This window comes from Ectobacillus soli (assembly GCF_042610425.1).
Taxonomy (GTDB): domain Bacteria; phylum Bacillota; class Bacilli; order Bacillales; family Bacillaceae_G; genus Ectobacillus.
The window spans coordinates 1,272,661-1,288,653 of the sequence record NZ_JBGJZM010000001.1 but is presented as its reverse complement, the minus strand read 5'-3'; the positions used below and the strand labels follow the sequence as shown (position 1 = coordinate 1,288,653).

Genomic DNA, 15,993 nt, shown 5'->3' with positions numbered 1-15,993 from the left:
TGTTAATCCAACTAAATAAAAAAAGTATTGTGAGTAAGCGTTCATAGATATGTTCATTTTATCCACTGCCACTATTATAGAATCCTTGTGATTTAATGATGTATTTTGGGTATTGTAAAAGTATCTAAACCTTCAGATTGTTCTATATAAATTTCTTAGATTTCCAAATGTAATTTAACAGACTAAAACAATTCCTCTTTTTATGTATGCATTCCAATTATGAAAAACTAAAAATCAATGAAAATAGATATTTAATCCATAATTTCTTCTTTATGCGAGTGGTTTTCTAACATTTTCTCTAACGTTTCCTTCATTTCATTTCTAAATTCTGTCGGTTTTAAGACCTCAATATACGGTCCTTGACTAAGAAGCCACATTTTCACCCCATTTCCAAATACCTCTGCTTCAATAATTGCTCCATTTTCATCTTGTGAAACAATACGTGCAGTTGGTAGACGATCCAATACAGCTTGCAAAGATGTACCCCAAAATCGGAAGGTAACTTTCAGCAAGGCACCAGGGTTCATAAATTGAATTCGTTTGCGAAACTGTCCTTCCTCAAACCGATCTTTGTAATTCACCTTGAAATGTTCTTTCTTTATCTCATAGTTTGAAATTCGATCCACTCGATAAATTGTTGGAAACTTAAAATCATAATCCACAAGAAAAGCTGCTAGGTAAAAATAATATTCCGAAAACAATAATCCAACTGGTTGTACCATACGTGTAGACGACTTTGTTCCCTCTTCCTTTTCGTAAGATATCTCTATTAACCTCTTTGTCCTAACAGCTTCACCTAGGTCCCATATCATGGATAGTAAAGGTTTATCATGATGAGGTGGTTCATAATGAATCCGCTCATTTCCGATGACCTCCTTAATAAAGGTCCTATCATCGGGCCTAGATTGTATAATAAGCTTATCAAGTAATACCTTCATTTCTTTATCTGAAAAGGCCCTGGTCTCTAAAAGAACCTTTGTTAATGCCAAGATTTCTTCCTTTGTCAACCCAATATCATCACTACGATTTAAACTATAGCTTTTTTTCGAACGGTTATAAGTTAGGGCGATTGAATCTTTATAGGTAGTTGCTAGATATAGCCGTAACTCATCCAAATCCCGCTGAATGGTTTTTAGGTTTACTTCAAAACGCACAGCTTCTTCTTTTTTACTTATCATCTCACCCTTACGCAAACGCTCGTATAAGGACAAAATTCTCAATGACTTTATTTCTTGTTCCCCCATCTCTTCCATCACCTTGATTTAAATTGTTATATCTAAAATTCGATATATTATTATATTGGTATTTTATCACAATTTTACATCTACATCTTTTGCCTATCTAGAAAATCTCTTATTTCTCTTTCTGTAATCCCATTGCTTAAGGCTTCCAAAATTAATTCTACCCATTCTATATCTAAGGTTTGTATCTCTTTTTCAGCCATTATTCTATCTCCCTTCAGAAATATCTATAGGATTAAAACTTCATTTTATTTCCTTTAGCTAACACATCGGTAATGTATCATAGAGCGATGGACAATATATGTACTTGTGATAAGGTTTTTATAAACAATGTAGAAAAAATAAAAATTTAGTTTATAAATAAAAAAAGCAGGTATCAGAGGGATATAGATTTCATGTAGAAGGCTATTCTTTTAATAGTCATAATTGGTTTTAAGGGGTAATTAAATCTTAATAAAGAAACCATATCAGGCTTTAAAGTCTTAGTAAATTTTCTATGGAACACGACATGGTTTTTCATTGATAATGATTTTTTAAAGACAGAAAAAAACACCAAGTGAGGGAAGATTGCTAAATTAATCAATTAAATACTATGAACACATACATGTTATAGATTTCTTGAATTAGATTAAAAATCAAAAAATTGGACATAATGACTATCAGTTATTGTTCCTCGATCTAACTATATGGAACGAACCTAATAATTATAGGAACTACACAATAAACCTATTTTTGATCAAACGGAATATATATTATGTTAACTAAAAAAGAATTATAGGGACGTTACCGCTATTTATTGGTACGTCCCTATAGTTATCGTTATGTTTACATATTTCACACCTTTTCATGTAATACTTTGTCAATCATCACTCGGATAATTTTCTCAATTTCCTCATTTTCTTGACCCGGAATAGCTGATAATAAACCAGTCCTATTCATATTGGGGTTGAGAATATTATCTACATCCGTGTCTATGAAATTTATCTCCTCATCCATGTCGGGAAACAGTAAAACTCCACAAGCAACTTCACTTCTTTGATTAAGTGTATGGTATATTTGATTAGTATACTTGTTAATTTGATCCTGATCGGATGTCTCATTAGTTTCATCCCATACCATGGACCGAGGTTTATACTTTGCATCAAATACTATAGACCCTTTATATAATTGATTAGATGTGTATATACGAACATGGATATCCGGTGTCATGCGACTGGTACCAAAGTAATCATAACCCTGAGACCTCGCATCCTCAACCCGTAGGGCATATGGAATCTGTTCTTCATAAGCGACTATAATCCGGTTTCCATCTCCGTCAATTAATTCGCATTCAAAATTGTATGGGAGATTAACTTCAAACTGTTTACCAATTTGGCGGAATGTAAATGCAAACTGATTGGTTGGAGTAAAACCAAGCCTACATATTTTACTAATGACCAGGAAATAGCACCAATACTCATATAAAATAAATGTACGCTTGAGTCTCGTCCAACTTATCGAATCAAAGTGCACCTCAAAACTAGCATCCTCCAATCTATTCAATTCTTCAAATACAACATTATACCTTACATCCCTTGATTTTATAGATTTTCTTCTATCTAAATACCGAGTATCAACTTTTTGAAAAAACCATTCATTACATAACTGCTCAATAGTTACCCTAATACCACTCAAATCTGCTAAAATTGAATTTAACCTATTTATTTTACGTGTACTAGGGGCAATATATTTCTTCCTTGTAATCTCATCAAGATGAGTATTCCTACTCTCAAAAGTGGATATTCGATCCTTTTCTTGCTGGATTGAGTTTAGAATTGATTGTGTCAATTCCTCACAATATTCGATTAATAAATTTAATCCATCTTTGAGAAACTGGTTATCAGAGGTATTGTATGAAGAATAGTACTCCTTAGCAATACCACGGTTTGGATTTTGATTCTTTACATGTAGTTGTAGCATTTGTCCCCGGGAGTCAACTGCTTTTGATTTCCGACCATCCACATTCTTGTAAGCCGTTTCAATCTTCTGTAAAGGGTTTTTAGATATACTTATTACAGTGCTACTAATTGTTTCAATTATTTCTTTAAGCATTTCATACCAATGGTAGTAATTTTTAGTGCTAGTATCCTCATTTATCCTACTCCTCATCCTAGCAGGCGATGTCACATCGATTGTAATTGATTTAACGAAATTCTCCAATTCCCGCATCATATCACTTAATGTATTAATACGAATATTGTCAGGATAAATACGGAACATAAGGTACCAGACTTCATTTCCTCGCTTAACGGTCAACATGTAATCACCACAGTAGGCAATAAGTCTACTAGTGTTAATGCCCTTTAATTCCCAATTTACATAGTTCATTCTATTGGTCACTGGGTCAAAACGAAGTGGCCGATTTCGTGGGGTCTTTAATCCATCCATCGTAATCATAATCGGGTCATTACCCTCTAACACCTCTAGGTGGAGGGTTATATCGTATTCCGTAATTTCAGCATAAGTAAATACATTCTCAGGTAACATAGCTTCTTGTTCTGATGTATATAGTTCTGAACAAGTATACTTATTATTTTTAACGATAAAAGAGAGGAGGAAACCAAGTGATTTATTGGACAAATCCATACACCTCTACTTCATCCCTCTTTCGTTTTAGTATCTCTTCTGATTTTAAATTTTTACCAAATAAATTTTCCCTGAATGACTCAAAAAGATTAAAGAGTGAGGATTGGTTTTCCTCATTTTGTTGTTCTAATATTTTCTCTAACTCCCTCCGGCTTCCTCGTAGCTTTGATAGTATCCTTTGACAAATTTGCATATCTAGAGCTTCTGACCGAGAGAGCACTAGTTGATCATTAATATAGAGAGTTGGCATATTTGCTAGGAACGATGTAATTTCTGTTAAAGTTCGATAGCCAATTATCTTCTCCATTCTGTTTCGTTTCAAGCAATTGTACAGTTGATCAAAGAATTCAATTTCATGATCGTTTAGAGAACCTAATGGTTTGCACCATGATTTGAAGGTTTCGGACCAATCATTTGATATTGAGATGCTAGACGAATCTACTTCCATTTCTTGGAGTTTTGCCTGATGCCAACTTCGAATATCTAATTCATTAATTTCTATGTAGTTTCCTCGATCTAAAATCTTGTCACTTAGTACATGAGTCGAATCATCTGTATTAACTGTTCCAATAATAAGTAAATTGTCATGCAATGGAATCTCTGCAGGGAAAGTCGGGTCCATCTTTTCACTACTACACGTGTAAAGACGAATGACGCGTTCCTCTAATGGACGCTGAAGTACACTACTAAATTCAGCAAAGTAATGCTCCACCTTGGCTAGATTCATTTCATCCAGAACTAATATATGTATTTGATTACGATATTTATCAGCCCTTAATAAAAATTGAACAATCCCGCTCGCGCAAGGTAGATATCTACCGTTTTGATTATCATAATAACCAAGAAAGTCGGATGAATCTGTCCAATTTGTTTGTACAGGTACTTCTTTATATGTTTCCTCGTTAATGAGTCCTAAGGATTTAGCATATAATCTGCAAAGACTAGATTTTCCAGTTCCGGATGGCCCGGAGAGTATAGTCAGCATGGATGTCTTAAGGGAAGTATGTAAGGAAAGTAAGGTTTGTGGTTTGTACAAAAGCTGGTTATTTTGTACAAGTGAATCTAAAAACCTAATTTCTTCTGAGTGCTCTTCTATTTTGATAGATGTCTCAGCCTTAGTAGATTCTTGTTGTTTAAGGATTTTAATAATGCTTTCATACTGATGATCAGCAACCAAGATTTCTTCTGGTTCTTCAGGGGTTCCCCCGAATGTAATGAGTTTAATGTTATGAATTTTCTCTATAGCTGAAATCGAATCGACAAGTTGGGGTTCTTGATCCTCCAAAATTTTAATATCATCTATTGGTAGCCAATAGATGTTTCCTCTCCATGCAAAAAGCGAGTGAAATAGTTGTGGGGCAGATAATTCTAATACCTTGCTATCTTTTGTTAAGGAAATAAAATCCACTTCACTATTAATAACCTTGATATGCAAAAAATTGTTTTCTCTTGATATTTTGGTTCTATGAATATTAACATTTTTGGCAATAAACACTGGTGAACCTGTTCTGTTGTTCGTACTTTCCTCGATTTCAAAAGAAATAATTTTTTCCCGGAGTAAGTCCCATCCTTGATCGATTGTCTGATTTTTAGTGCGTTCACCAGCAATTTTTAAGTTAATTTTAGGAAAACCATGTTTATACAACTCGTTAGCGAAGATATTAACCTCCTTTTGTTCAATATCTGCTGCCTTTGTAGGAGGTACAGGGGAGATCACTGTTGCGAATACATAGAAACTACCACCCTTAGTGACTTTACATTTACCTCTTCCCTCTATATAACCTATGTACTTATTCATGCTCTTACACTCCTTAATTCTATTAAGATAGAATATTATAATATAGATTCATATTCACATTTTGTAAGTTAGACAAAAATAAAAAACGCTCGCGAATTCCTGCCAATATTGTTGGCGACAACTTAACATAAGAGAAGGTTCAGTTGGAACAAAGTTCCTCTGTTGAATTTTTTCAAAATGTAAAATATCTTAATCTTCAAGAAATACTTGTTTAACTACTTCAAATCCTGGAAAAATTTAATGATACGGAATACTTACAGTTGTTTAAATCTTGTCATATCCAACTTTGATGTCTAGAAGGGGTAAGGATTTGTCTGTAATGGATTAGTTATCAGAATGTATAGACACTGTTTTCTTAGATGTAATGAGCTTTTTTCACAAACCTTTCATTCCATTAAACCTAATAAATCACAAACAAATAGGTATAGGTAATATCTGTAAGAAATGTGTTATGGTTTTACCATTCAGGAGATCAGTCTATAGGAAGATGTCTTTATTGATATGTCATCTTGGACTCAATCAATATTTAATATTTATAAATCTCCCTCTTGAATCTAGTTATTTACTTTCGATTAAAATGTTCATTACTATTATACTAACAATTTGATATTATTACTATATTTTCCTTATTTTCATTCCTATTTCCTTGTGCCTGCCTTGCTAGCCACGTGTACAAAGTATATCTTTATAAACTATTTATTGTTTGAAGAATGAGGTGCGTTGTCCATGTGAATTATAAAATCTATAATTAATGGTTTGTCCTTCTTGTCATAAGTTTGTGATCCGTACCTCTCCGAGAAATAGCATCTAATAAACTAATTATTGGATGGGCTACACTTATCTAGACAGAAATTTTAAGGTCAAGTAGACTACACATAATATATTTGAGGATAATCTACGATGACTAAAAGAGAGCGAGGAACATTTACAGAAGAATTTAAAAATCAAATGGTGCAACTGTATCTGAATGGCAAACCAAGAAAGGATATCATTCATGAGTACGATCTGACACCCTTCTCTCTAAATAAATGGATCGAGCAAAACAAAACTACAGGTTCAATTAAAGAGAAAGATAACCAAACCACAGAAGAAATTGAGTTGAACAATATACGTAAAAAAATAAGCAACTGTTGATGGGAAATGATATTTAAAGCAAGCTGCGCTGATACTAGGACGAAAGTAAATGTGATCCGGAATAACCGAGACAAATACTCGATATCAGCAATGTGCAAAATCCCTCCATCTACCGAGAACTACTTATTATTATGAAGTAAAATAGAGAGTTTTAGAGGCTGATATTGTTGAGATTTTCCAGGCCAGCCGTCAAAACTATGGGACTCGTAAAATAAAATTCGAATTAAAAAAGCAAGGAAAAATCGTCTCTAGACGACGAATAGGTCGTATTATGAATGAGCAAGGCCTTGTCTCTTCCTACACAGTGGCTCAGTTCAAGCCGCAAGCAAAAACGTGTAACGAATCAACCTAGGCTAATGAACTGGACCGTGAGTTTAAACAGGATGAGCGGTTGAGAGCCATTATAAGCGATTTGACTTATGTAAGAGTCGATAAAAAAAGACATTATATATGTATTTGTCGACCTCTTTAATCGAGAAATCATTGGGTGCAGCACAGGTCCGAACAAAAATGCCTTACTGGTTTACCAAGTACTTGCCTTTATTAATGCAGACCTACAATACAAACTTACATACTTTAAAAAATTGTCTAGTTTGGTGTTGACAATCCATATTTATAGATATAGCTCTAATATAACAGCGTAAATTCTCTCTTTAACTTTAATGCTTAATTTTCATAAATAGGATTATGAAACCACAATTTGGACATAATGACTAAAAGTTATTGTTTCACTATAAAATGAACATAACTTTGTGGAATGCACCAAATAACTTAAAGGAACGACCCCATAATTATAGGCACTAAACAATAATTCAATTTTTCATCAAACCGAATATATATTATGTTAACTAAAATCAAACATTATTAGGATGTTTATGGTATTAATGGAATATTAACCCTATAATTACGGGACGTTACTCATAATTATGAAACGTCCCTAATGGTTCTATATAACAGTTGAAATCTGTTAATTAAATTAAATCATATTACTGCTATAATTTACATAAGAAAAGGCTCTAGTTTAGAAATGATTAAAATAAAAAAATCTCATTTAAAGATTATATATAATAGTTGATAACAACATTATGTAGGTATTTTCACGGCATTAAAATTGTCATAAAAATACCTACATTAAAGTTTTACGACGACATTCACATGTCCCCTATAATTATGGCTGTTTCTTATAATTATGGTACGTCCAAAATAGCAAGTTTTATTTTCTATTAAACTTTTACACCTTATGATCACATAAAAAAAGTGCGATAATGGTAATTTTCGCACTTTTTTATGAATATTTAATATTGAAGTCTTTTGCTCTTTAACAGCAATGAATCCTTTTTTTACTTAGAAGTAATTTTACAAAAGTATTTATAATTTTGTATTAATTTTCAAAAATACTAAGGGGTCGATGTAGTCATATTGACTATAATCCAGCTCTTTAGGGAAAAGTATTGGTAAGGATTTATGAACTTCTGAAAAAATGAGAGGTCTTACTCTTCCTTTTTTAATAAAGTAGTATTCATCTTTCTTCACTACAAATGCAGCGTTATTTTCGACAATGACAAGATTGCTGATTGATACTGTTCCCGGTTCTTCAACTTTAATATCTAGTACGGTTAATTTATTATCCATAGCAAAATCTGGTTCAAACTTCCTAATATCCTCTAAGGCCCATTTTGGTAATAGGCCAGTTGAAAGATCTGCTATTATTTGTAGTCTACCTTCTCTTTTGTTTATTGTAAAACCTTCAACTTCATTTGATATAATAATATTATGATTTGCTTTACACAATGGATTACCATTTTGATCTTTGATAAATAAATTAATGAAATACAGTTTCCCATCTAATATCTTATACTCTATTAATTGGTCAGCTAATTTTATTGGGAGCATGCCTTTATATGAAATAAATTTCATTGGTCCAAATAATAATGAACATTTACTACTTGGCTCAACAAAGAATTGTGTAATTAGTTCATTAGTTTTAGACCTTATAATTGTTTTCCATTGGTAAATTTCTGAATCTTCAATTATTAAGGAATTATTGTAGTGGACATTTGCATGACACGTTGGGCATATAGCAATCATATGCTTTTCATCATGTGTCTTATATACAGCCCACTCTTTTATATGATGTATTTCAAAACGAGAGGTAACAGAACAACCCGGATTTGCACATTTCCATCCAGCCTCTTCTATAAGGTTGAGTTTAATATTATCTGGGATACTCCTATTCGGCATGCTAATCTCCTTACTTTGACTGAGTGAATTTTCTAATATGTACTAAATCTATGATACTATATTTCCAACTATAGGAAAACTGCTTTAATATTTTATTACTTAATGTTTATTTATTGTAAAAGAGGGTTAAATGAACAAAGTGTATCATTTGTAAAAGTTTAATCACTTATTTAGCTATTTATCCCACTATTGGTGTAAGTAGTGAGTGTTTTGATCTATACTAGCCCCGCTGTAGCGCAAGCCCTACTTACCACTCCTGCAACTACTGAGAGAAAGAAGTTCTTACCAAACTCAAGCCCAAATATAACAGTAATACTTGATAACATCGTAGCTTGAGCTGCTACAACTGCCGCCAAATCTGCTCCTGTTGGCAAGAACGTAGACGCTACGGTACCTGCTATTAACGAACCAGCAGTTACCCACGCAAAATTAATTTTTTTTTGTAAATCAACCTTTTGAGCAGCAGTATAGGCTTTTCTTAATTGCTCTGGAAGAAGTTGAAAGGTGATCTCAGACAACTCTTGGAGTCCAAATGGTTTTTTATATATGACATTTCCATCATTATCTTCAATATTATAAGTTTCGGCAAGAACTTTTACAATTTGTTTATAAGAGATATTATAAGATCTAATTTTATCGTAAAGTTCATTATCCTTTTTATTGATGGTTTGAGTTAATACAATAATAACTGGCATTTCCTCTGCAATTTCCGTTATCCATTCAATTTCTTCTATTTCAATACGCTTACTAAGAGAATTTATACAATACCAACATGTATTGCTCTGCGAGTTTAGCTTTTCTTAGATTTATTATTTCGTTTATTCCGATTGATGATATTTTTATAAGTTGGTTAAAAAATTTTTCTTGCTGACTAACTATATTATCTCTAGGAATTTTAATTCGCACTGTTGTCTCATTTAGTCTCCATGTAGGATTATCAACTTCTAAATTGTTATATATGTATTGTTGTACCCAAAGCCAATATGCTTTACTGTTACTACTATTATCGTCATATAAAAATATAAGTACAGGCACTTCGCAGATATCACAAAAGTTTAAAAACTTTACTGGACAATCGTAGATTACTTCACCATTATTTTCTTTTATTTCAATATCTTTAGTAGATTTTAATTGTATTTTTATGAACTTCGCTGTAGTTATTCTTTTTTTAAATATTTCTATTTCTGCATCGATATCATTATCATTTTCAGTTTTTCTAAATTTCCATCCTTTTGTTACAAAAAAACGCTCTACATAATTCCTTGATATGTCCTCTCGTTGTTGATTTTCAGTATATTGAGAAAGAATACTTTCTTTTGAGGTCACATTATTGGTCATAATATGTACTCCTTTTTATATAGGACTTAAATTGTCACATCTAATTATTATTATAACAAGGCAAGATAAAACTTTTTAATTTGATTAATATAGTAATATATACCACATACTCCCTTTTGTTATAAATTTCATAAAGTTTAGTCATTATTACTTCGAAAATTTTGGAAATAATAAATAATTTGTTCCGTTTTAATAATAGGAACGTCATAAAACAGGTAGGATATGCTTAATCCATTTTTACACCAACTTGACGAAAGGTTATAAATCTGAAAGGAAAGGGGAGGTGGTGACTAATGGTAAAACACAGCTAAAACTGATTACTGTTGAAAGAGCAGGAAGAAATAAAACGATTCCCTTATTATAAGTGTATTACATAATGTTTAGTAAAAATACGTTTATCCTAATTAATTTACATCCAATTTCCACCCGAAAGTTCTCCCACAAATATTTTCCTTTTTTGAAGCACCATTTCTTCTTTAAAATAAGAGAGTATACCATACTACTATACCTTTTATATTCGAGTAACCAAGTTTTCATACTTGCATAATTTCATATAATGTTTTAGTTGTTGTTCAGGTCCAAATTTACTTTTTTAATTTCAACCACAATAATTTTCATCATTCATTGGATTAATTAAGAGAAGACCAGGTCTTGTCTCATCAGAAAATATATATTGTTGTTTTATTAGTTTAACCCCTTACCTAATATTTCGGGATTACTTGCTATAAAATTTTCTATATCTCTTTCTTACACATGAAAAACTTCTTCAATTGAAAGAAGCTTATTGTTTAACCAACCTTTATTTTCATTTTCTTTAATGAACTCTAATAATATCTTTATTTCGCTAGTACTTAACACCTTCCATGCTCTTAGAGCAGAAGATATTGCTGCTAGGGAGTTTGTTTTTGATTAAGATCAGATGGTCGAGAGAGTTGTTTTAATGATCAATTATAGATTGATCTAGATTTAAGTTTCCATTTATTAACTCAAAGTATTGTTCCGCTAATTGGTCGCCTTCAAATAATGAGAGTTGACTTGAATCTTTCACTCGAGTTATATTACTTTTTCCACTTCTATACTTTGATTCAACTATTATTGAAAAAGGAGGTTTATTATTTTGTGTTAATAGTATGAATATATCGGGTTCACGCTTATAGAATGATGTTTTAGGCTAAAAAATAAAATCAGCCTTGGTAACATTATTAAAAGAGAATTTTATAGTCTCTTTAATTTGAAAATTAACTGACTTTTTCAGAAATGGAACCAATACTAAATCAGCAGGAAGGTTTTTAAATAGGGAAAATACATCTGATGTTAACAAGTCCTCCATTCCTTCATATTAGGGAATTTTTCCGTGAATATTGGCTATTGTCACGTAATCACTACCTTACTGTGATTAATATATACTCATTATATAATACTATTGGTATTATTTGTAATTAAAGGAATAGATTTCAATTAAAACACTTATCCTTTTTTATTGGTTTGTTGAAACCCTCTACTTTCGATGAATTTTCGTTTTTAATCATTCACGGTGTAGTTATCTCATACTCACTACATAAAAATCATTGTGAAATTTACTTGAATTAACTTCCTTATTTAAGGAAAAATCTAAGGAGGTCATTTGATTGCTGTAAAATATTTATGTTATTTTTTAATCCAATGTTTTGTATTATTTATAATAAATTTCCGACTAAAAGATAGTGATTTGGACATAATGACTATCAGTTTTTGTTCCTCAATGAAACGAACATAACTGTATGGAACGACCCAATAATTATAGGAACTAAACAATAAATCTAGTTTTCATCAAACCAAATATATATTATGTTAACTAGATTCGTGACTTATTATGACGTTACATTTATTATTGGAACCTGTCCCTAATTAATATGGTATGTCCCTTATAATTATGGAACGTCTCAAAAGTAACTTTTATTTACTTTGTTCTAGTCTTAACATCGTTAATATTTTATAAAAATCTTCAAGCTTTTCTAAGTGGTTAACTAATTATCTTTTTTAATACAAAAAAGAATATTGACACCCTAAGTAGAATTCTAAAGTGTAAATATCCTTATTCCGAGAAATTCATAATATAATAACATTCTTAACTTCTCCAAATGATTAGATGATAAGCGAAATTTACCAGAAGTTACATGATTTACCCTTCTGTCTAGCCTTTCAACAGACTTCAGTTGACCAAACTAACCAGTTAACAGTATTAGTTTTATACTATTCTAATTACGATCAAACTATTCTTTTAAAATTCGACAATAAATCTCTCTACATAATAAAAATCATAGATAAACTCTGATTAATTACCCCTTTAGAGATTGTTTACTGTAAATTTCTAAACTGAAATCTAGGGACATTCTGTTGAATAGAATAATAGCCGCCAATAAGATTCTTTTCGGTTTCCTTCAAATGATAAGACTTTGCATCCTCTAAAATACAATAGGAAATTCCTATTTTCTGTCCCCAATCTTTTCTGAAGTGTGATCGAATTCGGTTTCTTATATTTATTGACTCACCAATATACAAGAGCACATCACTTTCCAATGACTTGACCCTATAAACTCCTCGATTATTCGGAAAGGAACTAATTACGTTATCTACTTCTATAAAGTTTGACCATCTTAAACCCATAAAATCAGATGATACCGGAGTTCCAAGTAGCTGCAAAGGAGCCATACTTTTCCCCCATGAATCATTTCGAATATCTGTATCTTTTAATCTCCCACCTCTAAATTTACTTTTGGAACCTTTTGACTTATTATAATCACGATGAAATCTACCATGATTACAGTATGTAGATTCTACCCTCTCCTCCATTATTATCCACGACACGTGTAAAGTTCACTTTACGTAGCCTCCTTTGTTAATTTGTAGGAATAAAAATGTGCCCTAAAATCAATAGATGCTACGATTAATGTTTTTTTTGACACTAAAAGTTATTACCCCTCACTTTTAGGCATGGCTGTTATCTTGAAACTTGTATAGTTTTCTAACAAAATTTAAATTTCACATGTTAAAAAATAGTAGTTTGAAAAATGACAAAAGTTACCTTATTCTAAAAACCTGAAACAAACTTAACCCCGTTCTGATAAATAGAACGGGGTTAAGTAAATCTGTTTAATTTTTATGTAACCTTATTACAAAATGCAATTTAGTAATACTTTCTTATTTATATAAAAGTAAATATTTCACTCATCAAATTCAATATCAACTTTAACTACTTCTAGTTTTTCGTTATTTTCGATAAACTTATCGAAATATAACTGAAGAATTTGTAAACGGTTTTCAAGTGAACTTTTAGAAACAGTTCCTTGCTGGGTCAAACGATCATACTCTATTAAAGTTTCATCTTTTTCAGTAGATACCCTATTTTGTAAAATTAACTTTTCAAATTGTGTTAAAAAGTTATAAACATAGTTAAGGGACTCTGCATTTAATTTACGAATAAAAGCATAATAAAGAGGTATTTTGGATTTTGAATTAAACAAAGAATCATTTTCTTGGAATAAATCTGAAAACTTTTTAAGATTTTCTTCAAAGTCTTTAAATTTCTTTTTCATTTCTGTTGTTAAAATTCTATTAGACTTTAGAATACCATCCAGGTTGGACTTATTTAAAGAAACAATATTAACTTGGCTATCTAATAAAAATAATTTAGTTAACACATCAAAGTAATCGTATCTCTTATCATTAAATGATACCTTATTGAAAAAAGAATTACTATTAACCAATCCTTTTATTTTGGTGGATAAATCACCTGAAATCGCATATCTTTTTTCGGCATTATTAAGTTGCTTTCCTTCGTTTAATCTTAAAAACAATTCCTCTATACGTTCTTGCTCATCTGTTATTACAAGTGCTATATCTATTTTATAGTTATCAAAAAAGTGCTTAAAATCTGGATAAAATCTAGAAATTTCACTATAGGTTAATCCTTTAAGATCAAGTTTTGGATTATCAAATAATTCAAAATTGCGACTTAATGGGAAATTATCTTCCATAAATTGAAATATTGCATAAAAGCGTTGTTTTCCATCGATTATTGCGAATAATTTTTCTTTGGGATTTAGTATATTTCCTTTAGAAACAAAGTAATTAACATAAAATTTAGGAACATCTAATTTATTAAGTATACTATCAATCAATAATTGTTGACTCTCTTGACTCCATAAACTACCAACCCGTTGATATGGTGGCTCAAAATCAATATTATTATTTTTATAGTGAGTATACCATTCAGAAATTGTGGAAGCAGTCTTTTCAATTGCAAACATGTTAAACCCTCCCTGATGTACTAGCTATTCTTTCTTTATTTTCTCTGACTATTGTTTCTCCTATTGAATCCAACCCAGGATACAAACTGCTCTCATTTAATCCAATATGATAAAGTTGGTTTTTAATAGAATCTATAGATTCCTTTTTTATAACAATTTTCGTCAAAAATTTACTAGCATCAATTGTTTCTTCTAATGGCTTCACGTTAGGGGGTTTTGGGAATAATGTAAACACTCCTTTTTGGGCAATAATTCTTACATTATTTAGAGAACCTATAACAGCAACTGGATGATTAATAGGAATTCCCGGCATACTATTTGGACCGAATGCATTAGTAATATCAGTTGATTCTATATTTGGTATATTATTTCTAGTTGAAGAAAAGATGAACTGCCCATTGAGCTTTAAAGGATTTAAACACCAAACTACAGCATCATACTCAATTTTATCTTCTGAGCTTCTATGCTCCAAAGCAAACATTAATGCTATAAATGCATCTTCACTCCAGTCCAATAATCTAGTAGGAACACCATGATGTTGCATAATAAATAACCAACCCCAAAAAGACTGTGGTTCTTTTTCTAAAAAAGGAACTGCCTTCGCTTTAAACTTCATATAAAAGTCTTCTTCGTAATTATCATTAACATTATCTCTGTAACTTGAGGGTAGAAGTTTATATTTTTCAGAGTTTTTAGACTGCCCTCTATACCAAAGTTTCTCATTGGTAGTTAATATACTAGCTATTTCCTCTAAATAAGTTGATAAATCTGAAACTTCCATTAAATCACCACCATTGTTTTACCAAAATTATACACCATATAAAAAACTATTTCCTGTTTATTAAAACGCTAGTGTTGTATACGATAATTATATAAAATTTATTCCTTTCATTTGATAAATTCTAAAACCTAAACTATTTCTAGTTCACCTTCTTGAATCGTATACCAGTTTAATTATTCTTCATTCAGGAACTTTTACTAGAGTAATATGTGTTGGGCATTTTTAAAAGTCTTTATTAAAACCGCAACAATCCCAGTTGTTATTAAGTTTCTAATATTACGAGGAGGGGCTAAATATTATTTTCTATGGAAAACGACATAGTATTTTTATTGGTAAAGACTTTTTATCATTTTTTCCTAGTTGTAGAAAACAGAGAAAAGGACCATATAGTGAGAGAGCTTTCTACAAATTCATAACCAATTAAATACTATGATACATATTCATGCTTTAGGTTTCTTGAATTGGATTATAAAACAAAAAAGGGGACATAATAATTATCAGTTATTGTTTCTCTATAAATTGAACATAACTATGTGGGATGAACCT

At 31.1% G+C, this 15,993-nt stretch carries 10 protein-coding genes and 1 pseudogene; 1 reads left to right on the top strand and 10 read right to left on the bottom strand.

Going from position 1 to position 15,993, the window contains the following annotated elements:
• Positions 1–251: 251 nt before the first annotated feature.
• The 4 genes from ACAN53_RS06685 to ACAN53_RS06670 form a co-directional block, all read right to left on the bottom strand.
• Positions 252–1,244, bottom strand: a complete 993-nt coding sequence (locus tag ACAN53_RS06685) for a helix-turn-helix transcriptional regulator (protein WP_379968293.1) — start codon at positions 1,242–1,244, stop codon at positions 252–254.
• An 80-nt stretch (positions 1,245–1,324) separates the two neighbouring features.
• Positions 1,325–1,444: an anti-repressor SinI family protein gene (locus tag ACAN53_RS06680; RefSeq protein WP_379968291.1), complete on the bottom strand. Its 120-nt coding sequence runs from the start codon at positions 1,442–1,444 to the stop codon at positions 1,325–1,327.
• 631 nt (positions 1,445–2,075) lie between these two features.
• A complete protein-coding gene (locus ACAN53_RS06675) occupies positions 2,076–3,860 on the bottom strand; it encodes a DUF2357 domain-containing protein (protein ID WP_379968289.1) in 1,785 nt (594 codons plus the stop codon).
• Entirely contained in the window at positions 3,850–5,664 is a 1,815-nt protein-coding gene (locus tag ACAN53_RS06670) for an McrB family protein (RefSeq protein ID WP_379968287.1), read from the bottom strand. The genes ACAN53_RS06675 and ACAN53_RS06670 overlap by 11 nt, the downstream gene beginning before the upstream one ends.
• Before the next feature lie 900 nt (positions 5,665–6,564).
• Here ACAN53_RS06670 and ACAN53_RS06665 point away from each other — a divergent pair.
• Positions 6,565–7,358, top strand: a pseudogene (locus ACAN53_RS06665) (IS3 family transposase); the annotation flags it as partial.
• A gap of 808 nt (positions 7,359–8,166) precedes the next feature.
• Here the strand turns inward: ACAN53_RS06665 and ACAN53_RS06660 are convergent.
• The 6 genes from ACAN53_RS06660 to ACAN53_RS06635 all read right to left on the bottom strand — a co-directional run bounded on the left by ACAN53_RS06660 (position 8,167) and on the right by ACAN53_RS06635 (position 15,447).
• Entirely contained in the window at positions 8,167–9,039 is an 873-nt protein-coding gene (locus ACAN53_RS06660; protein ID WP_379968285.1) for an HNH endonuclease signature motif containing protein, read from the bottom strand.
• A 215-nt stretch (positions 9,040–9,254) separates the two neighbouring features.
• Complete coding sequence (locus ACAN53_RS06655) at positions 9,255–9,734, bottom strand: hypothetical protein (protein ID WP_379968283.1); 480 nt, start codon at positions 9,732–9,734, stop codon at positions 9,255–9,257.
• Positions 9,735–9,786: 52 nt separating this feature from the next.
• Positions 9,787–10,377, bottom strand: coding sequence for a DUF4365 domain-containing protein (locus ACAN53_RS06650; protein WP_379968281.1), 591 nt, complete (start codon positions 10,375–10,377; stop codon positions 9,787–9,789).
• A gap of 2,337 nt (positions 10,378–12,714) precedes the next feature.
• Positions 12,715–13,068 (bottom strand): GIY-YIG nuclease family protein, encoded by a 354-nt coding sequence (locus tag ACAN53_RS06645; protein WP_379968279.1) that lies wholly within the window; start codon positions 13,066–13,068, stop codon positions 12,715–12,717.
• Between the two features lie 512 nt (positions 13,069–13,580).
• The gene (locus ACAN53_RS06640) at positions 13,581–14,666 is read right to left on the bottom strand and encodes a DUF262 domain-containing protein (RefSeq protein ID WP_379968277.1); all 1,086 of its coding nucleotides are present in this window, start codon (positions 14,664–14,666) and stop codon (positions 13,581–13,583) included.
• A gap of 1 nt (position 14,667) precedes the next feature.
• A complete protein-coding gene (locus ACAN53_RS06635; protein WP_379968275.1) occupies positions 14,668–15,447 on the bottom strand; it encodes an FRG domain-containing protein in 780 nt (259 codons plus the stop codon).
• Positions 15,448–15,993: the final 546 nt, after the last annotated feature.

Excerpts from the sequence above, each read along its gene's own strand:
- ACAN53_RS06685 (WP_379968293.1), bottom strand. The coding sequence starts at position 1,244 with ATGGGGGAACAAGAAATAAAGTCATTGAGAATTTTGTCCTTATACGAG.
- ACAN53_RS06680 (WP_379968291.1), bottom strand. The coding sequence starts at position 1,444 with ATGGCTGAAAAAGAGATACAAACCTTAGATATAGAATGGGTAGAATTA.
- ACAN53_RS06670 (WP_379968287.1), bottom strand. The coding sequence starts at position 5,664 with ATGAATAAGTACATAGGTTATATAGAGGGAAGAGGTAAATGTAAAGTC.
- ACAN53_RS06660 (WP_379968285.1), bottom strand. The coding sequence starts at position 9,039 with ATGCCGAATAGGAGTATCCCAGATAATATTAAACTCAACCTTATAGAA.
- ACAN53_RS06655 (WP_379968283.1), bottom strand. The coding sequence starts at position 9,734 with ATGCCAGTTATTATTGTATTAACTCAAACCATCAATAAAAAGGATAAT.
- ACAN53_RS06650 (WP_379968281.1), bottom strand. The coding sequence starts at position 10,377 with ATGACCAATAATGTGACCTCAAAAGAAAGTATTCTTTCTCAATATACT.
- ACAN53_RS06645 (WP_379968279.1), bottom strand. The coding sequence starts at position 13,068 with ATGGCTCCTTTGCAGCTACTTGGAACTCCGGTATCATCTGATTTTATG.
- ACAN53_RS06640 (WP_379968277.1), bottom strand. The coding sequence starts at position 14,666 with ATGTTTGCAATTGAAAAGACTGCTTCCACAATTTCTGAATGGTATACT.
- ACAN53_RS06635 (WP_379968275.1), bottom strand. The coding sequence starts at position 15,447 with ATGGAAGTTTCAGATTTATCAACTTATTTAGAGGAAATAGCTAGTATA.